The organism is Paenibacillus phocaeensis (genome assembly GCF_900021165.1).
Classification (GTDB): Bacteria; Bacillota; Bacilli; order Paenibacillales; family Paenibacillaceae; genus Fontibacillus; species Fontibacillus phocaensis.
Map to the genome: position 1 here is coordinate 458,195 of NZ_FCOQ01000018.1, position 23,224 is coordinate 481,418.

At 54.8% G+C, this 23,224-nt stretch carries 23 protein-coding genes (1 of these 23 only partly in view); all 23 read left to right on the top strand.

The genetic code is table 11. The annotated features are described in order from the left end of the window. Window positions 1-1,421 carry the 3' portion of an AAA family ATPase gene (locus tag BN3795_RS12100; RefSeq protein WP_068784914.1) on the top strand. It extends 739 nt beyond the left edge of the window, so only the last 1,421 of its 2,160 coding nucleotides appear in the window; its start codon lies off the left edge, out of view; it ends in the stop codon at window positions 1,419-1,421. Between the two features lie 27 nt (window positions 1,422-1,448). Further along, window positions 1,449-2,192 (top strand): response regulator transcription factor, encoded by a 744-nt coding sequence (locus BN3795_RS12105; RefSeq protein WP_068784915.1) that lies wholly within the window; start codon window positions 1,449-1,451, stop codon window positions 2,190-2,192. A 3-nt stretch (window positions 2,193-2,195) separates the two neighbouring features. Next, window positions 2,196-3,308, top strand: a complete 1,113-nt coding sequence (locus BN3795_RS12110) for a sensor histidine kinase (RefSeq protein ID WP_068784916.1) — start codon at window positions 2,196-2,198, stop codon at window positions 3,306-3,308. Window positions 3,309-3,448: 140 nt separating this feature from the next. Beyond that, window positions 3,449-4,384, top strand: coding sequence for an ABC transporter ATP-binding protein (locus BN3795_RS12115; RefSeq protein ID WP_068784917.1), 936 nt, complete (start codon window positions 3,449-3,451; stop codon window positions 4,382-4,384). Between the two features lie 41 nt (window positions 4,385-4,425). Then, window positions 4,426-5,559 (top strand): ABC transporter permease, encoded by a 1,134-nt coding sequence (locus BN3795_RS12120; protein WP_068784918.1) that lies wholly within the window; start codon window positions 4,426-4,428, stop codon window positions 5,557-5,559. A 1-nt stretch (window position 5,560) separates the two neighbouring features. Then, window positions 5,561-6,715 carry an ABC transporter permease gene (locus BN3795_RS12125; RefSeq protein ID WP_110945145.1) on the top strand — a complete coding sequence of 385 codons (1,155 nt, stop codon included), beginning with the start codon at window positions 5,561-5,563 and terminating at the stop codon, window positions 6,713-6,715. A gap of 446 nt (window positions 6,716-7,161) precedes the next feature. Beyond that, on the top strand, window positions 7,162-7,527 hold the full coding sequence (locus BN3795_RS12130; protein ID WP_068784919.1) for a histidine triad nucleotide-binding protein: 366 nt from the start codon (window positions 7,162-7,164) through the stop codon (window positions 7,525-7,527). A 131-nt stretch (window positions 7,528-7,658) separates the two neighbouring features. Continuing rightward, window positions 7,659-7,832 (top strand): 30S ribosomal protein S21, encoded by a 174-nt coding sequence (gene rpsU, locus BN3795_RS12135; RefSeq protein ID WP_005547957.1) that lies wholly within the window; start codon window positions 7,659-7,661, stop codon window positions 7,830-7,832. A 16-nt stretch (window positions 7,833-7,848) separates the two neighbouring features. Next, window positions 7,849-8,292: a GatB/YqeY domain-containing protein gene (locus tag BN3795_RS12140; RefSeq protein ID WP_068784920.1), complete on the top strand. Its 444-nt coding sequence runs from the start codon at window positions 7,849-7,851 to the stop codon at window positions 8,290-8,292. 180 nt (window positions 8,293-8,472) lie between these two features. After that, the gene (yqfC, locus tag BN3795_RS12145) at window positions 8,473-8,760 is read left to right on the top strand and encodes a sporulation protein YqfC (RefSeq protein WP_059044175.1); all 288 of its coding nucleotides are present in this window, start codon (window positions 8,473-8,475) and stop codon (window positions 8,758-8,760) included. Between the two features lie 3 nt (window positions 8,761-8,763). Continuing rightward, window positions 8,764-9,945 carry a sporulation protein YqfD gene (gene yqfD / locus BN3795_RS12150; protein ID WP_068784921.1) on the top strand — a complete coding sequence of 394 codons (1,182 nt, stop codon included), beginning with the start codon at window positions 8,764-8,766 and terminating at the stop codon, window positions 9,943-9,945. Between the two features lie 6 nt (window positions 9,946-9,951). Continuing rightward, window positions 9,952-10,923, top strand: a complete 972-nt coding sequence (locus BN3795_RS12155) for a PhoH family protein (protein ID WP_068784922.1) — start codon at window positions 9,952-9,954, stop codon at window positions 10,921-10,923. Window positions 10,924-10,971: 48 nt separating this feature from the next. Beyond that, window positions 10,972-13,263, top strand: coding sequence for an HD family phosphohydrolase (locus BN3795_RS12160; protein WP_068784923.1), 2,292 nt, complete (start codon window positions 10,972-10,974; stop codon window positions 13,261-13,263). Further along, the gene (ybeY, locus tag BN3795_RS12165) at window positions 13,235-13,732 is read left to right on the top strand and encodes an rRNA maturation RNase YbeY (protein ID WP_068784924.1); all 498 of its coding nucleotides are present in this window, start codon (window positions 13,235-13,237) and stop codon (window positions 13,730-13,732) included. Before BN3795_RS12160 ends, ybeY begins: the two co-directional genes overlap by 29 nt. Next, a complete protein-coding gene (locus tag BN3795_RS12170; RefSeq protein WP_068784925.1) occupies window positions 13,732-14,106 on the top strand; it encodes a diacylglycerol kinase family protein in 375 nt (124 codons plus the stop codon). The genes ybeY and BN3795_RS12170 overlap by 1 nt, the downstream gene beginning before the upstream one ends. A 73-nt stretch (window positions 14,107-14,179) precedes the next feature. Then, window positions 14,180-14,581 carry a cytidine deaminase gene (locus tag BN3795_RS12175; RefSeq protein ID WP_068784926.1) on the top strand — a complete coding sequence of 134 codons (402 nt, stop codon included), beginning with the start codon at window positions 14,180-14,182 and terminating at the stop codon, window positions 14,579-14,581. Window positions 14,582-15,250: 669 nt separating this feature from the next. Beyond that, window positions 15,251-16,153, top strand: coding sequence for a GTPase Era (era, locus tag BN3795_RS12180; protein ID WP_068784927.1), 903 nt, complete (start codon window positions 15,251-15,253; stop codon window positions 16,151-16,153). A 245-nt stretch (window positions 16,154-16,398) separates the two neighbouring features. Next, a complete protein-coding gene (locus BN3795_RS25065; RefSeq protein ID WP_110945146.1) occupies window positions 16,399-16,536 on the top strand; it encodes a YqzL family protein in 138 nt (45 codons plus the stop codon). A 39-nt stretch (window positions 16,537-16,575) separates the two neighbouring features. After that, entirely contained in the window at window positions 16,576-17,325 is a 750-nt protein-coding gene (gene recO, locus BN3795_RS12185) for a DNA repair protein RecO (protein WP_068784928.1), read from the top strand. Between the two features lie 378 nt (window positions 17,326-17,703). Then, on the top strand, window positions 17,704-18,591 hold the full coding sequence (gene glyQ, locus BN3795_RS12190; RefSeq protein ID WP_068785381.1) for a glycine--tRNA ligase subunit alpha: 888 nt from the start codon (window positions 17,704-17,706) through the stop codon (window positions 18,589-18,591). Continuing rightward, window positions 18,584-20,665, top strand: a complete 2,082-nt coding sequence (gene glyS, locus BN3795_RS12195) for a glycine--tRNA ligase subunit beta (protein WP_068784929.1) — start codon at window positions 18,584-18,586, stop codon at window positions 20,663-20,665. The genes glyQ and glyS overlap by 8 nt, the downstream gene beginning before the upstream one ends. 153 nt (window positions 20,666-20,818) lie before the next feature. Continuing rightward, a complete protein-coding gene (locus tag BN3795_RS12200) occupies window positions 20,819-21,268 on the top strand; it encodes a YaiI/YqxD family protein (RefSeq protein ID WP_232729917.1) in 450 nt (149 codons plus the stop codon). Window positions 21,269-21,369: 101 nt separating this feature from the next. Next, window positions 21,370-23,193 (top strand): DNA primase, encoded by a 1,824-nt coding sequence (dnaG, locus tag BN3795_RS12205; protein ID WP_068784931.1) that lies wholly within the window; start codon window positions 21,370-21,372, stop codon window positions 23,191-23,193. Window positions 23,194-23,224 lie beyond the last annotated feature (31 nt).

Genomic DNA, 23,224 nt, shown 5'->3' on the forward strand with positions numbered 1-23,224 from the left:
AGCCGCAGCGCGCTGCCGCCGATGCGGCCGTGGCTGCGGCCACCGAGCGGCTGGAACAGGCTGCGGCGCGCTGCGCCCAGAATCGTGAAGCCCTCGCCGCTAAACAGCGCGAATGGGCTGAGCGGTACCCGAGCTTCACGCCGGAGGACGCCGCCCGGCTTATGGAGTCCTTTGCTGCCAAGGATCGGCTGGCGGACGACCTGCGGGGCAGACTGGCGGTGAGCGTGCCGTTCATCGAAGAGAAAACGGCGAAGATGCAGGCGCTGTCAGGCGAAATGATCGAGCTGGACAAGACGCTGGTGCAGTGGGAAGTCCAGGAGCAGGGGAAACGGGAGCTGCAGCGGGAGAAGCAAGAGAGACTGCATGCGGTGGCCGGGGAGCGCCCGGTCGACGAGCTCCTTGCCGAAGCGCGGGAGAAGCTGGCCACCCTTCGCCAACAGGCGGAAAGCGGCCGGGGCCGGCAGACGGAAACCGCTGCCCGCAGTCACGAACTGGCTAAGGCGGAGGCGCTCGCCGTTCAAGCGGCCGCTGCCGCCCGGGAGCAGGAGGCGGAGCTTCACGCCCGCTGGCTTCAAGCGCTGGCGGCATCGCCCTTCGAGGAGGAGGCCGCTGTGCTGGATCATCTGCTCGCCCCGGGAGAAGCGGATTCCATCACCGCGACGGTGCAACACCACCGCAGCCGAGAACAAGAGCTGGCGATCAGCCTCAGCGAGCTGGACGTGAAGCTGGCAGGACAAACGGTCAGCGACGAGGAATGGCAGTTCAGCGAAACGGCGCTAACCGCAGCGAAAGAGCAGGATGAGGCGGCGTTGCAGCGGAAGGCCCGTGCCGAGCGGGACTGGGAGGACCTGCAGGTCCGTCACGTTCGCTGGCAGGAGCTGGAATCGGCCCGCGTCCAGTTGGAGCAGGAAGCCGGCCTGCTCGCCAAGCTGCAATCGGCGCTGCGCGGAAATGCATTTGTGGAATACGTCGCGGAGGAGCAATTGATGAACGTCAGCCATGCCGCATCCCAGCGCTTGAGGTTCCTGACGAAGCAGCGGTATGCGCTGGAGACCGACTCCGGCGGCGGCTTCGTGATCCGCGACGACGCGAGCGGCGGCGTGAAGCGCCCGGTCGCAACGTTGTCGGGCGGGGAGACCTTCCTGGCTTCGCTGGCGCTGGCCCTGGCTTTGTCGGCGCAGATTCAGCTGCGCGGTCAATATCCGCTGCAGTTCTTCTTCCTGGACGAGGGGTTTGGAACCCTGGATCCGGAGCTGTTGGATACGGTCATCACATCGCTGGAGCACCTGCACCACGAACATCTATCGGTGGGGATCATCAGCCATGTCGCGGAGCTGCGTTCGCGGTTGGCCCGCAAGCTGGTGGTTATTCCCGCGGAGAGCGGCGGCGCGGGTTCCCGCATCGAATTGGAACGGTTGTAACGGAAATGTACGAAACGGAGGAGCGGCATGAAAATACGGGTGCTGATCGCAGACGACAACTCTTTCATCCGAGAGGGAATGCGGATCATCTTGAACAGCTTCGAGGAATTTGAGGTGGCGGAGACGGTGCAGGACGGCCAGGAGGCGGTTGATTACTGCCGCCGTCATCCGGTGGACGTTGCGCTGCTGGATGTGCGGATGCCGAACCTGAACGGCGTCGAGGCCACTCGGCTGCTCACCAAGGAGGGATTGGCGAAGCCGCTGATCCTGACCACCTTCGACGATGATGAATACATCATGGAGGCGATCCGCTCCGGAGCCAAAGGGTATTTGCTGAAAAACAACGACCCGGAGCGGATCCGCGACGCGATCAAGAGCGTGCATTACGGCCATAACGTCCTCCAGGACGTAGTGCTGGATAAGCTGAAGCAGTCGCTTGCCACAGGTGGAGCTCCTAAGGAGGAAGGCGCGCAGCCAAAGCCCGAATCCGCGGACGCCCGGGCAGACCTCCCCGCACCCGGTCTCCATTCGTCCGCTGCATCTGTCCCGGAAGGCTCCGGACCGCCGCCAATTGAGGTGGAACGGTTCACCGAACGGGAGCTGGAGGTCATGGCGCGAATTGCCAAGGGCTTGTCCAACAAGGAAATCGCCAAGGAGATTTTCATTTCCGAAGGGACTGTGGCCAATTACATTACGTCCATCCTGAACAAAACCGGGCTCGAGCATCGCACGCAAATCGCCATTTATTATCTGACCGGGAGGGTCCGCTAAGCGATGGAACGATGGAGCATCGGCAACAGATGGCTTGTGCTGGGCCTGGCGGTAGCCTTGATTTATGCGGGTGAAGCCTCGCCGTCGCCGTGGCTGGTCTTGTTTGTTTTGCTATATCTGGCGCTGGATCTCACTGCGCTCCTGCTTCCCAAGGCGGCCTATCGGAATGCGATCTATGGGGGAATAGTCGTGTACAGCGCCTGCTGCGCGGTTTACGTCAACCCGGAGTTCGTGCTCCTGCTCCCGCTAAGCGCCTATGAAACGGCGAGAGGGACCGCGACGCGTGTCGTCATTACGGCATTGCTGGCGATCCCGCTGCTGTTCCTGGAGGGGGCGCTTGCCGTGGTCTACGCGTTTATTGTGGCGCTCAGCCTCCTCGCCGGGATCTGCGTCCATCGCCTTCTGCTGCGCCTGAGCCAGCAAGAGGAGCAACTGGACAAGCTGCGTCTGGATCAGCAGAAGCTGCGTAAGCAATTGCACGGCAACCAGGAGTTTATCCGGGCTTCGGAATACACCTTCAAGCTGGAGGAGCGGAACCGACTCTCTCAGGAGATTCACGACAGCATCGGTCATTCCATGACCGGGGCGCTGATCCAGATGGAAGCCGCCAAACGGGTGCTGCATCCCGATCCGGCGGGAGCGGAGAAGCTGCTGCAGAATGCGATCGGCATCGCCCAGGAATCGATTGAGCAGATTCGGCAAACGCTCAAGAACATGAAGCCCCCGGTGGAGCAGCTAGGGATTCATCGGTTGAGAAACGCCGTGGAGGCCTTCGGCAGCCGGTCCGGACTGCAGACCTCGTTCGTTCACAGCGGGGAGCTTGAGCAGATTACGCCGCTTTATTGGAAGGTCATTCATGACAACGTGACGGAGGCGCTGACGAATACGGCCAAATACGGGGAGGCTACCTCTGTGCAGGTCGAAGTGCGCGTGCTGGGCAAATGGATTCAAGCCGTCGTCACGGATAATGGCCGGGGACAAGCCAAAATCGTCAAAGGAATGGGGCTGCTCGGCATGGAGGAGCGGACGGCCGCGGTTAACGGCACCGTCATCGCGGACGGGTCGCACGGGTTCAAGGTGACGACCTTAATTCCATACGTTCCGCTTGCCGAATGAAGAATCTCACCCGCCGGGGGTCCCGTCTCCGCGATAATATGAACTTTCTCATGCACAAAGGATGAACTTATGCACTGACATAAGGGCATCCTTTTTTTCTACAATAAGGTCAAGAACGAAGCAGGAATGGAGAGGTTGGAATGAATGTATTGGAGATTCGCGATCTGACGAAGAAGTTCGGTGACTTTATCGCGGTTGATCATATGTCTCTATCGGTGAAGGAAGGAGAGATCTTCGGATTCCTCGGCTCCAATGGTGCCGGCAAGAGCACAACGATTCATCTGGTCGCCTCGCTGCTGCGCCCGACTGACGGGGAGATCCGCATCCTGGATAAGGATATCGCGAAGCACAGCCGATTCGCCAAAATGAATCTGGGGATCGTCCCGCAGGATTTGGCGATTTATCAGGACATGACCGCTTATGAGAACGTGAAGTTCTTCGCCGGGCTGTACGGCTTGCGGGGAGCGGAGCTCAAGGAACGGGCCGAGGAAGCGCTGCAATTCGTCGGCTTGACGGATAAAGCCAAGAGCTATCCGAAGAACTTCTCCGGCGGGATGAAACGCCGGTTGAACATCGCTTGTGCCATTGCCCACCGGCCTAAGCTGATCATCATGGATGAGCCGACGGTCGGGATCGACCCGCAATCGCGCAACTATATTCTGGCCTCTGTCCGCAAGCTGAATGAGATGGGCTGTACGATTATCTATACCAGCCATTACATGGAGGAAGTTGAAGAAATCTGCTCACGGATCGCCATCATCGATCACGGCAAGATTATCGCGGACGGGACGAAGGAGCAACTGATCGCCACGATCACCGACGTGAAGGAAGTGCGCATTGAGCTGAAGCAGGAGGGCGAAGCTTTCCTGGGGTTGATCCGGTCATTGCCCGGAGTGCGCACGGTAACGGCACAGGATGAAGTTATTCGGATCTATAGCGATCTGTCGGTGGATAACCTTAGCAGCATCCTGAAGCAACTGCTCGAGGGCGGTGCTGTCATCCGTTCTGTCGAGGAGCAGGACCCGAACCTGGAGACGGTATTCCTGACGCTGACGGGGCGAAATTTACGGGACTAGAGCGCGGTCGTTAACCCGATCGCACAGGGAGGAGACACAAGATGAATACATTATCGATTGCGCTCAAGGAGTTCAGGCGGGAGACGCGCAACCGTTGGACGTTGGTGTTTATGCTCGCGTTCCCGATCGTGCTGATGTTAATTCTCGGCACAGCCCTGTCGGACACCTTCAGCGGAACGGCGGAGATAGGCGACATTCACGTACTGGTTAAGGATCATGGCGGAAACCCGGCCTTGACGCAAGCTTTTCAGGCTTTTGCCCAGGAAACCGCTGACATGGGATTGTCGTTCGAGCGGATCCCCCCGGATGTAGACGGTCAAAAGGAAGTTGAAACAGGCCATTACGACGAATACCTTGAGCTGGGGGACTCAGGCATATCGCTTTACTTAAGCGGGCGGAATGCTATCCAAAGCAATGTCGTGCAAGGGTTGCTGACGGCGTTTGCGGAGCAATTCAATGCGGTTCTGGCCATTGAGAAGAACGCTCCCGGCCAGGCTGCCGAAGTTATGACCGCAGGTTCGGCGAATACGCGGGATTACATCGAGGAAACCTCAATCACCGCCGACCGGCAGCCGGGCTCGCTTGATTATTACGCGCTGGCTATGACCTCCATGATTGCCTTCTGGAGCTCGATTTCTGCCAGCCGGCTGATCTCCGGTGAGATTCGGCAGGGGACGGGCATGCGTCTGGCGGCATCGCCGGTGCGCAAAGGCGAAATTTTCGCCGGCAAGGTGCTTGGAAGTCTGTTGATTAACATGCTGTGTGTGCTCATCCTTATGGTTTTCAGTAAATTTGCCTTCAAGGCTTATTGGGGAGAACACTCGATTGCGGTGCTTACCGTATTGGGCTCAGAGGTTGTAATGGGCGTCAGTCTGGGGCTGGCGATCAGCTATGTGCTGAAAGATACGGCTACGCGGGGCGTGCTTATGATCCTTACTCAAGTGGCGGCATTCTTCGGCGGAGCGTATTTTCCCATGGGGGCGGATGAGAACTTGGGTCTGCTTGGTTACGCAGCCAATCTCTCGCCGATACGGTGGGTTAATATCGCGATAACACGGATGATCTATAACGATCAGGTCGCGGCAATGTGGCCGGTGGTGGTCTTGAATCTCAGTTTAGCCGCTGTGTTACTGCTCACGGCAGGGTGGATGATGCGGCGCAAGGAGGGGCTGTAACATGCTGAAAGATATAGGGTGGCTGGCTTCCCATATTCTGTGGACGACGTTTCGTAAACGCAAAAATTTGATTTTATATCTGGGCTTGCCGCTGGGCGGGATCTTGTTGACGGTCATCCTCTACGGCGGTGTCGGAGCGACCGGACTGCGGGTTGGCGTCGTCAATCAGGACGGGAACCACAAGGTTGCAGCGGATACGATTCAATTTCTGGAAGGGCTCGATCAGATTCGCCTGACGGAAGTCACGGAGACGGAGCTGCGAGAACAACTCGCTTCCGGGGAGTTGGACAGCGGGCTTGTACTGGGAGAAGGCTATTCGCAAAGCCTGCTCGCCGGAGAGCCGGATCACCTCCGCATTCAGTCCGTCAAAGGCGCGCAAGTCACCGCCTACCTGAAGGCAATGTTATATAATTATACAGGAAACATGGCGGCCCTCAGCCGGGCAGCGCAGGGCGACGAGGCGAAATATGCGCAGCTTTACGCGGATTACCAGAACTCCGGCTTGAAACTGATCGTCCAGTCAGCCGACAGCTCCGGAGAGAAAAGGCAAGCCATGACCTATCTAACGATCGGCTTCCTGATCTTGTTCATGATGATGTCGGCGGTGAATTTGTCGGAATTGATTCTGAAAAGCCGGGAGGACCGGACCTTCTTCCGTGTGATTTCCTCCCCGATCAACGCTAGAAATTTCGTGATCGCCAACCTTATGGTGAACTTGGTGGTAATGACGGTGCAGATCGCGGTTACCCTCTTCTTCATGGAGGAGGTGTTCCGAATCGATACCGGCATTCCGTTCGGGCAGATGGCGCTGCTTCTGATGCTGTTCTCCCTCGTCTCGATCAGCCTCTCGCTTGTGATCGTCGCCTTCTCCAAGAACAGCGGCGTATCCGGCGCATTGCAGAACATCATCATTACGCCGACTTGCCTGCTCGCGGGCTGCTTCTTCCCGAGCGAGATCATGCCGGAGACGGTGCGGCGGATTTCCGAGTTCATGCCGCAGCATTGGGTCCTGCAGTCGGTTGAAACGCTGCAGCAAGGCGAAGGCTTCGACCGGATTTGGTTTAACCTGACCGTGCTGGCCGCGTTCACCCTGGTGTTCTTTCTGCTCGCAGCCTACAAGATCGGACGCAACAACGACACGCGCAATTTCATATAAGGTAGTTCAAAAGTCGTCTTTTGATCATGAAGCTTTAACGATGAAGCGAATTCGACATCGAATCTTGAATTCAACCGGGCCTTCCGTTGCTCACGTAGCTACCACTACGCTCCGCTACTCAGTCCCTAGTTTCATCCAACCTTCTCGATGCTCAAAACCCGACTTTTGAACCTTTATTAAAATGACAACTCCCAGAAAAATAACATTTCAAGTAGTGATGTACATCACAGATACAGTATCACCCTGCTGTTATACTACAGTTAGCCGACATCATATTTGCAAGCACCCCGCCGGACGTATTGGTGACTGAGAACGAGATGCGATTTTCCGTCCAATACGTCCGTGCGAACAGCCAACTCAGTTATTGAGGACGCAGGGTGCTTCTTTTTTTTGTCCATTTTCGGTATGATGAGAAGTAGCAAATAGGATGCTGAGGAGGCTTTTCGATGGAAAATTGCTTGTTTTGCAAAATCGTAGAAGGTTCAATTCCCTCAAGTAAGGTTTACGAGGATGAACGCGTTCTCGTATTTCACGATATTCAGCCGGCTGCACCGGTGCATGTGCTGATCATCCCGAAGAAGCATATCGCCTCGATGAATGATGTCGCTTCAGAGGATCTGGCTTTGATCGGCGAGATGCATCGGATCGCGCAGGAAACCGCGAAGCAACTGGGCGTTGCGGAGAGTGGATACAGGCTGATCAACAACTGCGGACCCGACAGCGGACAAGCGGTGGCGCATCTTCATTACCACCTGATCGGGGGCGCTAAGCTCGGCGCTCTGGTGCAATCTTCAAACTCGCACGCGCTCTAAAACTTCTTTTAGAAATTGGAAGAGAAAAATGCGGGCGCTCAGGTTGACACCCTATTTCTCTTTCCCCTATAATGAAGTTTGATGAACCGTGTTATGCTCTTGGACGGTCTGGTCGGAGGGAGGGAAAACTGGTGTCTGAAACTAAAGTTCGCAAAAACGAGACAATTGATGCTGCACTTCGTCGCTTTAAACGTTCCATCGCGAAAGATGGAGTATTGGCTGAGGTGAAGAAACGTAAGCATTATGAAAAGCCAAGCGTAAAGCGCAAGAAAAAGTCCGAGGCTGCTCGTAAGAGAAAGTTTTAGGAGGATTTAATCAGCGATGAATCTTAGCGAGCGATTGAACGAAGATATGAAGCAAGCGATGAAGAGTCAAGACAAGTTCAAGCTCTCCACCATTCGAATGGTTCGTGCTACGATGAAGAATCTTGAAATAGATTTGAAAAGAACTTTGAACGATAATGAAGTGCTTGATATCCTAAGTCGTGAAATCAAACAGCGCAAAGATGCCCTCCAAGAATTTGAAAAAGCAGGTCGTGACGATCTTGCCGAGCAAGTGAAAGCGGAAGCGGAGATCCTTGCTGTGTACCTTCCTGAACAGCTAAGCGAAGAAGAAATTAAAGTCATTGTACAGCAGACCATCCAGGAAACCGGTGCTTCTTCGAAAGCCGAAATTGGGAAAGTGATGAGCGCGCTGATGCCTAAGGTGAAAGGCCGGGCAGATGGCAAACTCGTAAACCAGACGGTTCAACAGCTTTTGCCATAACTTCGAGAGACAAACACCTTTTACGATTTGATTCGTAGAAGGTGTTTTTTCATTTGTTACCCCTTAGAAAGCCAAGGTTGCCGCCCGAAGCAGCCTTGGCTTTTTGTTCTCCTTTTCCTCTCTCATAAATCCAAGCAGGGCCGCATAATTTGTACAGTAGGGGAAGGAGGATTGCCTCATATGAGCCGGTTTGTCCGCAAAATTCGCAAATGGACGGTTGATGCGCTCGACCTGCCCAGCGACCTTGTATTCGATTTGCCGAGGCTCACCTTAATTGGAGGTCAGCAGCTGTATATAGAGAATCATCGGGGCGTTGTCCACTTTTCCCCCGAAGCGCTGCATTTGGCGCTCAGTCAAGGCACGCTGGAGGTTGAGGGCAGCGGACTGGTCATTAAAGCAATCATGCCTGAAGAAGTGGTCGTGGAAGGCCGGATCTTTGGCATCAAATATCGTGGAACGGAGGAATGAAGCGTGAAATCACCGGCATTAAGCCAGTTGAGGGGCATCGTGACCATCACGGTCCGCGGAGGATCGATCGAACAGCTCGTGAACGAGCTGTCCCGCCAGGGGATCGAGATCTGGGATGTCCAGCCCCTGCCCGGAGGGCAAATGGATATGAAGATCGCGTTATCCGATTTCTTCCGCTTGCGGCCGCTCCTGAAGCGGACAGGCTGCCGGATGTCGGTCCGAGGGCGCTCCGGATTGCCGTTCATATGGGTCCGAGTGTGGAAGAGAAAGGGGTTCATCGCCGGATTTGTCCTGTTTCTGACGGCGATTTTTTGTTTGTCCTCCCTTGTCTGGGACGTCGAGGTGAGAGGGAATAAGGACATCGCTTCGCAGGACGTGCTTCAGGCGGCGAAACAGGAAGGCATCTACCCGTTTCAGTGGATTTTCCGTTTGCCTGATCAGGACAAGCTCTCTGCAGAATTAACCCGCAAGCTGCCGGGCACCTCCTGGGTAGGGGTTACCCGCACGGGAACGAGAATCACGATCCAGGTGGTGGAAGCGACGAAACCCAAGGATCAGAAGCTGGTCAGCCCCAGTCATCTGGTCAGCAAGCACGATGCTGTGATCACGCATATCTATGCGGAGAAGGGACAACCCGAGGTTGGCAAGAACGATCGGGTGAAGAAGGGCCAGGTGCTGGTATCGGGATTTCAGGGCGGCAAGCCGGTCGTTCCGCAAGCGGAAATCCGCGGTATCGTCTGGCATGAGTACAATATCCAGGTGCCGCTGGTATACAAGCAGAAGGTGTATACCGGAGAGAGAAAGCAGCGGGGATATTTATTTTTCGGCAATACGGCGATTCAGTTGACCGGCTACGGCAAAGTCGCTTACATGGCGTCGGAGACGATGATCGATCAGGACCCGTTGACTTGGCGCGGCTGGAAGCTCCCGATTGGCTGGATGACGGAGAAGGTCATGGAGACGACCGAACTGGAGCTGAAACGGACGGAAGAGCAAGCCAAACAAGAGGGGATCGAGCGGGCAAAACGCGATATTTTGGCCAAATACGGCACGGACAGCGTCGTAATGGATCAAAAAATTTTGCATGAGAAGGCCGACAATGGTAAAGTTTATATAAAAGTGCATTTCGAAGTAGAACAGAACATTGCGGAAGAAGTGCCGATAGTACATGATCAAGGAGAATGAGGCTATTTGTCGGAACAACTGGTGAACATCAAATTACCGCTGCACAGTGCGGCTGAAGGACTTTCGTTATTCGGCCCTCAGGACGTATTTCTGAAATTGATTGAACAGCATTTACCGGCAAGCATTGTATTGCGGGAATCGGAAATTACCATCCGCGGGGAGCAACGTGAAGCGGAGAAGGTAGAACAGTTGTTTGAAGTGTTACTTGAACTGATTCGGAACGGATACATCTTAACCGAACGGGACGTATTATATGCAATCGATTTGGCGAAGGACTTCCGTGCGGATCAGCTGCTTGATTTATATAAAGGCGAAATCGCCATCACCTACCGAGGCAAGCCGATACGGGTGAAGACCATCGGACAGAAGCACTACGTGACAACCATCAAGAAGCGGGACGTCGTCTTCGGCGTCGGCCCGGCCGGGACAGGCAAGACGTATTTAGCCGTTGTCTTAGCCATCACGGCGCTGAAGGAAGGCTCGGTCAAACGGATTATCCTGACGCGTCCGGCGGTTGAAGCGGGGGAAAGCCTTGGTTTTTTACCGGGGGACCTGCAGGAGAAGGTGGACCCGTATCTGCGTCCGCTGTATGATGCATTGTACGATGTTATGGGGCCGGAGCAAACCGCCAAGGCCTTGGAGCGCGGGCTGATTGAGATCGCTCCGCTCGCCTATATGCGGGGCCGCACGCTGGACGATTCCTTTATTATTTTGGACGAAGCGCAGAACACAACCCCGGAGCAAATGAAAATGTTCCTGACCCGGCTTGGCTTTGGTTCCAAAATGGTCATTACCGGCGACGTGACGCAAATCGATCTTCCCAAGGGGAAGAAGTCGGGGCTGGTGGAAGCCAAAGCGATTCTGAGCGGGATTGAAGAGATCGGGTTCGTTCAGTTTGCCGAATCGGATGTCGTTCGCCATTCGCTGGTGCAGAAGATTATTGTAGCGTACGACCGCGCTGCCGAAAACCAAGGGTAAGCTTGCATACGCTTTTAGGGTTTACCATGTTCAGGAGGGCTGTCTGAGATGACAAATGACGATCAGCAAAAGAAAGGGGCGTTTCAATCCAGAATTACGGGATGGAAACATAGCACCGGCGTGCGTTATGTTCTGTTCGCGTTGCTTGTCGTTATGTTTTACGTCAGTTTGGCGCCCAAGCTGCTTCCCGAAACGTATGACATCGCGGTAGGTTTGCCCAGCGACAAGGAAATTATGGCGCCGATGGACATTCCCGATACCAAGGCGACGCTGAAGGCGCAAGAGGAAGCGGCCGAGAAGGTAGGACAGGTCTATACGATTCTCCCGCTCCGCAATGAGACGCTGGTTGCGCAAATGCTTGACCGGATTTTTCGGTTAAACCAGGACGATCAGGTTACCGAGGACGACAAGATCAAGATCTACCGTGAGGAACTGCCGCAACGCGTGAAGGATTACGTGCAGAACTTCATCATGAATAACCGGAATTCCAGCGTTTATTCGCCAACCTTGTTTGAAGAGGTAACCCAGCGCGTTGATGAGCAGCAATACCATATCTCGGAAGAGACTTTTATCAAGATTCCCCGCTTGACGGCGGAGGATATCAATGAGATGAAGCCGGTTGCTGCGGATATCGTTGCCCGGCTGACCGCCGACCCGATCGTTGAGGCGCAGGCTGCGCGGGCGAAAGTCGCCGAGATGGTCAGTACCAGTTCCCTGAGCAAACGGACTTCACGTGAAGTCGTACAGGAGCTGGCTCGTTTGTCGATCACCGCCAACAAGTTCTACGACGAGGAAGCAACGAAGACGGCGAAGGTGGAAGCGCGCGAGAATACGCCTACCGTCTATATCAAGCAAGGGGATGTGCTCGTCCCAAAAGGCGAGAGAATTACCCAGGAAATGTACACCTTGCTGGAGAAGAACGGCCTGTTGAAAAATGAGGTTGATTATTCGCCGCAATTTGGGCTCGTTTTGCTGTCTTTGCTGATGGCGACCGGGCTGATTATGTTTATCCGCCAATCGGAAGGCGCAAGTCGGTTCAAGTACAACAATGCGCAGTTCGTCATGCTGCTGTTGATCATTCTCATCACGATCATATCCATGCATGTCATTAATATTTTGCAGACGGAACAGCAATCCTATATCGGTTATTTGGCGCCGATCGCTACCGGTGCAATGCTGATCACGCTGCTGCTGGATCTGCCGCTCGCTTACATATGCTCGATCCTGTTCGGGATTCTGGCCAGCATCATCCTCAATCAACGGCAAAGCGAAATTTTTGATTTTCAGTTCGGGTTCTTCGCTTTGGTGACTTCGTTTGCAGCGATTTTTGCCATTCACCGGGCCAGCCAGCGTTCCACGCTCCTTAAGGCGGGGATCATGATCTGTTTGTTTGGCGCATTGTCGATTTTTACGCTGCAGTTGATCGACAATCAGGACTGGACGCAAACGAGCACGTTGTATGCGCTTGGTTTCTCCGTGGCCGGGGGGCTGGTGACGACGATTTTGGTGATCGGTTTGATGCCGTTCTTCGAGGTTACCTTCGGGATCCTCTCCGCGCTCAAGCTGGTGGAGTTGTCGAACCCTAACCATCCGCTGCTTCGCAAGTTGTTGACGGAGACGCCGGGCACCTACCATCACAGCGTTATGGTCGGCAATCTGTCGGAAGCGGCAGCCGAAGCGATCGGCGCCAACGGGTTGCTGTGCCGTGTTGGCTCTTATTACCACGATATCGGGAAGACCAAGCGGCCGAGCTATTTTATCGAAAATCAAAACAACATGGAGAACCCCCACGACTTTATCGATCCGAAGCTAAGCAAATCCATCATTATCGCCCATGCTCGGGATGGGGTGGAAATGCAGAAGGAATATAAGCTGCCGAAGCCGATTCGCGATATCGCTGAGCAGCACCATGGAACAACGTTCCTGCATTATTTCTATCACAAGGCGCTGCGGTTGGCGGAAGAACAAGGGGTGGAACCGGATTTCACCGAAGAGGATTTCCGCTACCCGGGGCCTAAAGCTCAATCGAAGGAAGCGGCTGTGGTTGGCATCGCGGACAGTGTTGAGGCGGCGGTGCGCTCCTTGCGCAAGCCGACGGTGGAGCAAGTCGAGTCGATGATCGAGAAGATTATTAAGAGTCGTCTGGACGATCACCAGTTTAACGAGTGCGACTTGACGATGCGGGAACTGGATTTGATCGCACAAACGCTGAAGGAAACGGTCATGGGCATCTTCCACTCGCGGATTGAATATCCGGAAGAAGTGAAGAAGAGTAAAGAGAACGAGGAGAAGGACAGGGGGCAAAACGTAAATGGGCCTACAGCTGGCTTGGAGCAATGAGCAAGATAAAATGGAGATCCAGCAGGAGTTGATCGATCTCTTGGATCGCGTGCTGCAGATCGCCGGACAGGCCGAGGGCATTGCCGAAGGCGAGGTGGCGCTGACGTTCGTAGACGACGAGGCGATTCATGAGCTGAACCGCGATTACCGCGGAATCGACCGGCCGACGGATGTCCTGTCGTTCGCCATGAACGAATCGGTTGAGGAAGAACCGGAAATCGTTTATGAGCTCGAGGAAGATGAAGAGTTGGACGATTTGACCGACGTACTTGGAGATATCATTATCTCCGTAGACCGGGCCAAAGCGCAAAGTGAGGAATACGGCCATTCGCTGGAGCGGGAAATCGGGTTCCTGTTTGTGCACGGTTTTTTGCATCTGCTCGGCTATGATCATCAAGACGCCGCCAGTGAAGCGGAAATGATGGGGAAGCAGGAAGCGGCATTGGCCGAGGTTGGGCTTGTTCGCTGATGAAGCCATCACGCCGCTGGAGTTCGTCCTTTCGTTATGCGCTGGAGGGAATCGTCACGTCGTTGAAGACCCAGCGGCATGTGCGGTTTCATTGCGTTGCGGCCGTGATCGTGATTGCCGCGGCGATTGCGTTGTCTCTTCCTGGGAGAGACATGGCCTTGCTGCTGCTCGTCATCGCTTTGGTCATCTCGCTTGAGCTTGTCAATACGGCGATCGAAGCCGTCGTTGATCTCGCAGCCCCGGAGTGGCATCGTCTTGGCAAGATCGCCAAGGATGCCGCGGCCGGGGCCGTGCTGGTCGCAGCGGTTTTTGCCGCAGCGATCGGGATCTTGATCTTCTACGAGCCGGTGATGAGATGGCTGGGGCTGTCTTAACCTCGGGCAAGCCGGCGGTTCGAATAAGCTGTACCCGTACTTATTTTGCCTTTGTGAAGGAGATGCTAGGAATATGGATTACGGACAATTGATGCAAGAAGCCATTGAGGCCCGCAAGACGGCTTACATTCCGTATTCGGGATTTGGCGTTGGGGCAGCTCTGCTGGATAGTCAAGGCCGTGTACACCGTGGCTGCAATATAGAGAATGCCGCATACACGCCTGGGAACTGCGCCGAACGAACCGCGATGTTCCGGGCAATCGCCGACGGACACCAACCGGGGACGTTCCAGGCGATCGCCGTCGTTGGCGACACGGAGGAGCCGGTGGCTCCTTGCGGCGTCTGCCGCCAGGTGCTGCTGGAGCTGTGCGGCCCGGACATGCCCGTGATCCTGGGCAATCTGAAGGGCGACATCCGCGAGACGACGGTGCGGGAGCTGCTTCCCTACGCCTTCGCCCCCTCCCATCTAGACTAGAAGATGTATGTAGTGCAAAAAGACGTCTCCGGATCACGAAGCGGATGCAGCGCTGCAGATTCGGCGTCGAATCTTGGATTCAGCCGGGCCAAGTGGGTGCTTCCGAAGCATGTTTCCTACGGAAACATTTCAGGTGCTCACGTCCCCCAAACGTACGCTCCGCTCCTCGTGTCCTAGCGAGTGAGTGGTCCCTGCGGTCCGCTAACGGAAACAGGAGACGTTATTTACAGGTATAAGAGCACGGTGGGATTCTAACGGAAACAGGAGACGTTATTTCGGACAAAATGCGAGAAATGGACGTCGTAAGCGCCGAATAAAGGCCCTGGGTTCCGTTAGAGCGGGAAATAGCCGGGAAATGGGCAAATAAGGTCATTACGTTCCGTTACGCGCAGTTCGATCAACGCCAACAGGCGATCCACCTGCCGCACACGATCCACATGTCGCACACGATCCATATGTCGTATACGATCCACATGTCGCACACGGTTCACATGTCGCACACGGTTCACATGTCGCATCACGGTCCACATGCCGAACCACCGACCAACTAGCAACCAGGACTGGCCTGTATTCCAGTACCTCCTGCCCGCGTGCTAACGCGGGTTACTAGAACCAACACGGACATTGACGGTCAGAGCATGACCAGGTCATAACGAAAGGAATTCTATTATGGCAAAAGCAAAATTCAAATCCGGCTTCGTGGCGATTGTCGGACGGCCGAACGTGGGGAAATCCACGCTGATGAACCAGATCATCGGGCAGAAGATCGCCATCATGTCCGATAAACCGCAAACGACGCGGAATAAAATTCACGGCGTATACACGTCGGAAGAGATGCAGATCGTGTTTCTGGATACCCCGGGGATCCATAAACGCCAATCCAAACTTGGCGACTATATGAACACGACGGCGCTCAACACGCTTGGCGAGGTCGAGGCGGTGCTGTTCCTCGTCGATGCCGCGGAAGGGCTGGGGGGCGGCGACCGGTTTATCATCGAGCGACTCAAGGACTTGCGGACCCCTGTCATTCTGGTGCTGAACAAAATCGATCGCGTGGAGCCGGAGCAATTGCTGCCGCTGATCGAGGAGTACAGCAAGCTTCACTCGTTCAGCGAAATCGTGCCGATTTCAGCGATGCACGGGAACAACGTCAATACCCTGCTGGAACAGATCGGCAAATACCTCCCGGAAGGCCCGCAATATTACCCGGAAGATCAGGTTACGGACCATCCGGAGCAATTCGTTTGCGCCGAGCTGATTCGGGAGAAGATCCTGCACCTGACCCGCGAGGAAGTCCCGCATTCCATCGCCGTCACGATTGAAGACATGCGTGTCCAAGAGAACGGCGTGGTGAACATTTCCGCGGTGATTTTCGTCGAGCGCGATTCCCAAAAGGGGATTATCATCGGCAAGCAAGGGGCTTTGCTGAAGGAAGTTGGCAAGCAGGCCCGGCAAGACATCGAGAACCTGCTCGGGTCGAAGATTTTTCTCGAGTTATGGGTCAAGGTCAAGAAAGATTGGCGCAACCAGGAGCGCATCCTGAGGGACCTTGGGTTCCATAAGGACGCTTAAAGGGCTATTAAGGGGCTTTTATTTCCAAAAAACGGAAATGTTTCCGTAGGAAACATGCTTAGGAAGCATCCGCTTGGCCCGGGTGAATTCAAGGCGAAATCCTGCTGGGATTGAAGCTCGTGATCACAAGTCGACGAAATAAACCTCCTCTATACTGGGAGTTATTGCAACGCATAGATCCCGCTCATGCGCACATCCTATCTTTGAAGATGCAGGCGTCATTTCCGAAGAAAGGGTGAATACGAATGCGAGATTTTTCGTGGAAGTATTTTGCGATGACTGGAGATGTCGATGCTTACTTGCTTTATAAGGAAGCCAGCGGCCCGTACGAGGAGGAGGCTGCGGCTGCCGAAGAGCTGATTGTAGAGGAAGAAGCCGAGTAATACCGATCTTGCGGGAGAGGCGAGTTTGGGGGAGAAGAAATGCTCTACAGAGTGGAAGGAATCGTCATCCGCAGCATGGATTATGGGGAAGGCAATAAAATCATTACCTTATGCACCGAACAGAACGGCAAAATCGGGGTGCTGGTGCGCGGGGCCAAAAAGGTCAAGAGCCGCCACGCCGCCCTGACCCAGCCTTTTACACATGGAGAATACGTGTTCTTCCGTCAGAACGGCGGTTTGGGTACCTTAAACCAAGGTGAGATCATCGAATCTCACTTTTCTTTGCGTGAGGATCTTTTTCTGGCGGCCTATGCTTCGTATGCTTGCGAGCTGCTAGACAAGACGCTGCAGGACGAAGAGGTCGGCAGCTTCTGGTATACCCAGTTGAAGGCTTGTCTAACCGGCTTATCCTCGGGGAAGGATCCCCAGATCGTCATCCATCTATTTGAGATGAAAATCCTGCAGGCGGCCGGCTACGGCCCCTCGTTCGAGAGTTGCGTGTCCTGCGGCCGTGCCGACGATTCACCTTATGTCAGCCCGCGTCTGGGCGGAAGGCTGTGCAGAGCTTGCCGTCATCAGGACCCCGCTGCGATGCAGGTATCGCCGGGGGTACTCAAGCTGCTGATGCTGTTCGAAAAGATGGACCTGCGCCGGCTCGGCAACGTAGAGGTCAAAGACGAAACGAAACAGGAGCTGAAAACCGTGATGCGCGCATTTATGGATATGCAGCTCGGACTCAAGCTGAAGTCGCGCCATTTTCTCGATCAGCTCGACAAGTATGAAATTTGACGAACCAGATAAAATTAGTTAATATATAAAAGAATTTCTGTGCGTTGAACGGGAAGAGTAACGAGGCAAGGTCTATACATCGGCTGAACGGATCTTAAAGGATCTCCAGTCGAAGCAAGCGACCGGGGACGGTGAGAGCCCGGATAGACGGTCTTGTGAAACGGCGTCCCGGGAGCATAACCGATCGTGAAAAGCGGATTTGTCGGCAAGGGTCACCGATAGGCGGCCAGCGGCAAATCAAGTAGGGTGGAACCGCGGGAAGCAACAGCTCTCGTCCCTACGTCTGACAGCAGGCGTAGAGGCGGGGGCTTTTTATATTGCCCTGAACCGAGCTTGCTGAACAAACCTGAAGGTTAGGAGATGAGGTTCGCCATGAGTATTAACTTTCAACAAATGATCTTAACGCTGCAGCAGTTCTGGGCGGAGCAGAATTGTATCGTCGTGCAGCCGTATGACGTGGAAAAAGGAGCGGGTACCCTGAACCCGATGACGTTCCTGCGCTCCATCGGCCCTGAGCCGTGGAACGTAGCCTACGTTGAGCCTTCCCGGCGCCCGGCGGACGGCCGTTACGGGGAGAACCCGAATAGGCTGTACCAGCATCACCAGTTCCAGGTCATTATGAAGCCGTCGCCGGACAATATCCAGGAGATCTACCTGGAGAGCTTGAAGCGGCTCGGCATTAACCCGCTGGAGCATGACATCCGATTCGTGGAAGACAACTGGGAGCATCCGGGCCTGGGCGCCTGGGGCCTCGGCTGGGAAGTCTGGCTCGATGGGATGGAAGTGACGCAGTTTACTTACTTCCAACAGGTCGGCGGGATCGAGACGAATCCGGTCGCCGTGGAAATTACCTATGGCATGGAGCGCCTGGCCTCCTATATCCAGGACAAAGAGAATGTGTTTGATCTCGAATGGGTGGACGGGACATCGTACGGCGATGTTTTCCATCAGGCGGAATATGAGCATTCCAAATACACATTTGAAATCTCCGACGTGAAAATGCTGTTTACGCTGTTCAACATGTACGAGCAGGAAGCCGGCAAAGCGATGGAGCAGCATTTGGTGTTCCCGGCTTACGACTATGTGCTGAAATGCTCGCATACGTTTAACCTGCTGGATGCCCGCGGCGCGATCAGCGTGACCGAACGGACGGGATATATCACGCGGGTGCGGAATTTGGCGCGCCAGGTTGCCGCAACCTATCTCGAGGAACGCGAGAAGCTCGGCTTCCCGATGCTTCAGAAAGGGGGTGCCGCACGTGGCTAAGGACCTGTTGTTCGAAATCGGATTAGAGGAAATGCCGGCCCGGTTCATCCGCGCTGCGATGGAGCAATTGAAGGAGCGGACGGTGAAGTGGCTGGAGGAATCGGTCATTCAACACGGAGCGGTGGAAGCCTATGCAACCCCGCGCCGGTTGGCGGTTTGGGTTAAAGACGTCGCCGAGAAGCAAGAGGACGTGCATGAGGAGGTCAAAGGGCCTTCGCGCAAAATCGCCCTGGACGAGAACGGCGAATGGAGCAAAGCGGCGCTGGGTTTTGCCCGCAGCCAAGGGGCCAGTCCGGAGCAGTTCACGTTCCGGGAGGTTGGCGGCACCGAGTATGTCTACGTCAGCAAGAGCCGGATTGGCGTAGAGACGTCCAGCCTGGTCGCAGAGGGATTGCTGGGCATCTTGCAGGCGATGAATTTTCCGAAAAATATGCGTTGGGGGAATTACGACTTCAAGTTCGTTCGCCCGATCCGCTGGATGGTGGCGTTGTTCGGCAAAGACGTGATCGACCTGGAAATCGCCGGTGTGAAGTCCGGCAATGTGACGCGGGGACACCGGTTCCTGGGGAAAGAGACGGTCATTGAAGAGCCGGCGGCTTATGTGGAAACGCTGCGCGCCCAGCATGTCATCGCGGATGTAAATGAACGTCAAACCTTAATTCAAAACCAAATCAACGCCCTGGCGCAGGAAAAAGGCTGGCATATCGCAGTGAAAGAAGATTTGCTGGAGGAAGTGCTGTTCCTGGTGGAGACGCCAACCGTGTTGTTCGGCACGTTTGAGGAATCGTTCCTGAACATTCCGCAGGAGGTGCTGATCACCTCGATGCGCGAGCACCAGCGGTATTTCCCGGTGTTGAACGAGCAAGGCAATCTGCTTCCTTACTTCGTGACCGTGCGCAACGGCAACAACACCTCGCTGGATCTGATTGCCCGCGGCAACGAGAAGGTGCTTCGTGCCCGCTTGTCTGACGCGAAATTCTTCTATGAGGAAGATCAGAAGCTGGCGATCAAGGACGCGTTGTCCAAGCTGGAAAGCATCGTGTTCCATGACGAGCTCGGCACGATCGGGGACAAGGTGCGCCGCATCCGTCGCAATACGGAGAAGCTGTCGGCGATGCTTGGCACCGATACCGGGACGGCGGAAGCCGCCGCGCGTACAGCCGAGATTTGCAAATTCGACCTGGTGACGCAAATGGTCTACGAATTTCCTGAATTGCAAGGGGTCATGGGCGAGGATTATGCCCGCAAAGCAGGCGAACCCGAAGCGGTGGCACGAGGCGTATTCGAGCATTATCAGCCGCGTTTCGCCGATGATGCCGTACCGGCTTCTTCCGTTGGTTCGATCGTCAGCATCGCCGACAAAATCGATACGATCGCCGGGTGCTTCTCGATCGGCATTATCCCTACCGGGTCGCAGGATCCGTACGCATTGCGCCGTCAAGCGGCCGGGATTGTGCAGATCATCGTCGAACACCAGCTGTCGGTTTCGTTGACCGACATTTTCAAGCTGGCGCTGGAGACGCATCAACAATTCCGCGGACTCAAACGCAGCGAAGAGGAAATCTTGAAGGATCTGATGGAATTCTTTGGCCTCCGCGTCAGAAAGACGCTGTCGGACGAGAATCTCCGCTATGACGTTGTGGATGCGGTCCTGTCGGCCGGCTATGATGATGTCGTCTCTTCGGTTGCTCGCGGCAAGGCGCTGATGGAAGCCGTTGATACGAAGGAAGACTTCAAGTCGACCGTCGAATCGTTCGGCCGGGTCAGCAACCTTGCGGCGAAAGCGACCGGCGAGAAAGTTCGCTCCGATCTGCTCGCCGAACCGGCGGAACAAGCCTTGTATGAAGCGTGGCGTTCGGTCTCTACTGAATACCGGAATACACTCGCTTCGCGGGATGCCGCCGGTGCGTTGGAACGGATCGGCGGACTAAGAGAGGCAATCACCGTATTCTTTGATGCCGTTATGGTTATGGCTGAGGACGATGCGATTCGGACGAACCGCTTGGCCTTGCTGGCTGCAATCGATGAGGATCTCAAGGCATTTGCCGATTTCGGCAAATTGGTTTGGGCCTAATAGTTGGGAAGTGATGAGCGTGTGGCTGACGGTAAGCGAAGGGCTTGCCGTCAGCCATCCCTCGCTTATCGGCCAAAAACGCTGAGATTCGGCTTGTCCTTGTTTAGAATAGGCCGATTCAAGGTTATATTGTAATACATGGAGGCATGGAGGATGCGGATCGTCGTCGATGGGGATTCCTGTCCGGTCAAGACGGAAATTGCCGAAACAGCCGGCAGGTTTGGCGTACCGGTGCTGATGGTGGCCTCATACGATCATGTTTTACAGCCCGAACCGGGAGTGAAGGTTGTTCAGGTTGACCGGAGCGGTCAAAGCGCCGACCTCTATATCGCCGCTCACGTCGAGAAAGGCGATATTGTTGTGACCCAGGATTATGGCCTGGCAGCCCTGGTGATTGCGAGAGCTTGCTACGGCTTATCTCCCCGCGGCGATGTCTACCATGCCGGGAATATCGACTATTTGCTGGAGCGCCGCCACTACCAGGCTAAGGCAAGGCGCGCAGGGCACCACAGCAAAGGACCAAGGCCGTTTACCGGCGAAGATCGCGAGCGGTTTACGGAGGCTTTGTCAAAACTTTTGTCACGTTTGCAGGAGAATGTATAGTTTTAGCGAATTACTATTTACGTGTCACCCGAGAACAGCAAAATGTCGGTAATTTTGACATTTTCGATGATTCTCACGCGTGAAAGATGAAGGTGATTGGGATGAGTACCGGACGTGGCATTCCGGAGGAAGTCATCGAGGCGGTTCTGCGTCAGCATGATATCGTCGACACGGTCAGCAAGCACGTTCATCTAACGAAACAGGGGAAGTATATGAAGGGGTTATGCCCGTTTCATTCGGAGAAAACCCCGTCGTTTACGGTCACACCCGAACGCCAAATCTTCCATTGTTACGGCTGCGGCAAAGGCGGGAACGCCATCAAATTCAGGATGGAAATCGAAGGATTAACCTTCCCCGAAGCGGTCAGAGTTATGGCGGAAGAGGCGCACATCCCTTATGAGGATAAGGGGAGAGGCTACGGCGATTCACCGCGTAGCCAGGAGTTGGAAGAGCTGCTGCAGGCCCATGAATGGTCCTCCAAGCTTTATCATTATTTGTTGAAGAATACCGAATACGGCAAGCCGGCGATGGAGTATTTGAAATCCCGCGGCTTCACCGACAAAGCCATCGATACGTTCCAGATCGGTTACGCGCCCGCGAGATGGGATACGCTCGTCCAGTTTTTGGACAAACGATCATTTAATCTGGAAGCGATGGAGAAGGGTGGCTTGTTATCGTCCAGGCAGGACGGTTCCGGATTTGTGGACCGTTTCCGCGACCGGGTGATTTTCCCGCTTCATAATCGAAGCGGCAAAGTGATCGCGTTTGCGGGAAGAGTGCTGGGCGACGGGCAACCGAAATATTTGAACTCGCCGGAAAGCAAGCTGTTTACCAAAAGCCGAGTTCTGTACAATCTGCATCAAGCGAAGAACGAGATCCGCAAGACGGGGCAAATCGTCCTGTTCGAGGGTTACGGCGACGTGATCAGCGCATGGGAAGCCGGAGTTCATAATGGGGTAGCTACTATGGGGACCGCCTTAACGGAGAGCCATGCAGCAATCATGCGCGGCCTGGCCGACGAAGTGTTGGTCTGTTATGACGGCGATTCCGCCGGACAAGCTGCCGCATTAAAGAGCATACCGATTCTTGAAGGCGCAGGGTTTACCCAGGTGAAAATTGCATTGCTCAGCGAAGGGCTGGATCCCGACGAATTCATCCAAAAGTACGGAGCCGAGCGGTTCCGCCATCAAGTTTTGGACGGCGCGGTTTCCTCCGTCAAATTTAGGCTTATATATCTGAGGAAAAACCATATACTGCTAGAAGAAGACGGAAAGATCGCATATATCAAAGAGGCGATGCCGATTATTGCCGCGCTCTCCTCCCCTAGCGAACGGGAGATCTATCTGAAGGAGCTCTCCGCCGATTTGCAGGTCTCCTTCGACAGCTTGAAGCAGGAATGCAATGAGCTGAGAACGGTTATGCAAAAAAAGGCAGATGCCGGGGATAATAAGCCCGAAAGGTGGAATAATGGTAGGCATAAAAAAGGGCAGGCATCCATGCCGACGTTGCTGCCCGCTTTTCATGCGGCGGAACGGAGACTGCTCTCCTTCATGCTGCAGGACGAAGAGGTGTCCCGGTATGTAGGCGAACGCCTGGGGACAAATTTTAACATCGAAGATCATGTGGCGATTGCCGCTTATCTATACGCCTATTATGCGCAAGGGAAAACCCCGGATGCCAGCCGTTTCATCTCCTCACTGCAGGATGAGCGGTTAGAGCAGACGGTCATTTCAATCGCGATGATGGATACACCGGCCGAATGGACGACGCAGGAGCTGGACGATTGTATTCGCGAAATTCAGAAGGTTCCGCTGCTTGATCAGATCAAACGCAAGAAAGAAGAAATGGTAGCCGCGGAACGGGCCGGCGATTTTATGCGAGCGGCGCAAATTGCAAGTGAGATTATTGCCCTAGAGAGACAGTAAGACGACGGACTTTCGGTGATGTTTCTAGGGA

Coding starts and splice junctions, on each gene's coding strand:
- BN3795_RS12105 (WP_068784915.1), top strand. CDS start 1,449: ATGAAAATACGGGTGCTGATCGCAGACGACAACTCTTTCATCCGAGAG.
- BN3795_RS12110 (WP_068784916.1), top strand. CDS start 2,196: ATGGAACGATGGAGCATCGGCAACAGATGGCTTGTGCTGGGCCTGGCG.
- BN3795_RS12115 (WP_068784917.1), top strand. CDS start 3,449: ATGAATGTATTGGAGATTCGCGATCTGACGAAGAAGTTCGGTGACTTT.
- BN3795_RS12120 (WP_068784918.1), top strand. CDS start 4,426: ATGAATACATTATCGATTGCGCTCAAGGAGTTCAGGCGGGAGACGCGC.
- BN3795_RS12125 (WP_110945145.1), top strand. CDS start 5,561: ATGCTGAAAGATATAGGGTGGCTGGCTTCCCATATTCTGTGGACGACG.
- BN3795_RS12130 (WP_068784919.1), top strand. CDS start 7,162: ATGGAAAATTGCTTGTTTTGCAAAATCGTAGAAGGTTCAATTCCCTCA.
- BN3795_RS12140 (WP_068784920.1), top strand. CDS start 7,849: ATGAATCTTAGCGAGCGATTGAACGAAGATATGAAGCAAGCGATGAAG.
- yqfC (WP_059044175.1), top strand. CDS start 8,473: ATGAGCCGGTTTGTCCGCAAAATTCGCAAATGGACGGTTGATGCGCTC.
- BN3795_RS12160 (WP_068784923.1), top strand. CDS start 10,972: ATGACAAATGACGATCAGCAAAAGAAAGGGGCGTTTCAATCCAGAATT.
- ybeY (WP_068784924.1), top strand. CDS start 13,235: ATGGGCCTACAGCTGGCTTGGAGCAATGAGCAAGATAAAATGGAGATC.
- BN3795_RS12170 (WP_068784925.1), top strand. CDS start 13,732: ATGAAGCCATCACGCCGCTGGAGTTCGTCCTTTCGTTATGCGCTGGAG.
- BN3795_RS12175 (WP_068784926.1), top strand. CDS start 14,180: ATGGATTACGGACAATTGATGCAAGAAGCCATTGAGGCCCGCAAGACG.
- era (WP_068784927.1), top strand. CDS start 15,251: ATGGCAAAAGCAAAATTCAAATCCGGCTTCGTGGCGATTGTCGGACGG.
- BN3795_RS25065 (WP_110945146.1), top strand. CDS start 16,399: ATGCGAGATTTTTCGTGGAAGTATTTTGCGATGACTGGAGATGTCGAT.
- recO (WP_068784928.1), top strand. CDS start 16,576: ATGCTCTACAGAGTGGAAGGAATCGTCATCCGCAGCATGGATTATGGG.
- BN3795_RS12200 (WP_232729917.1), top strand. CDS start 20,819: ATGCGGATCGTCGTCGATGGGGATTCCTGTCCGGTCAAGACGGAAATT.
- dnaG (WP_068784931.1), top strand. CDS start 21,370: ATGAGTACCGGACGTGGCATTCCGGAGGAAGTCATCGAGGCGGTTCTG.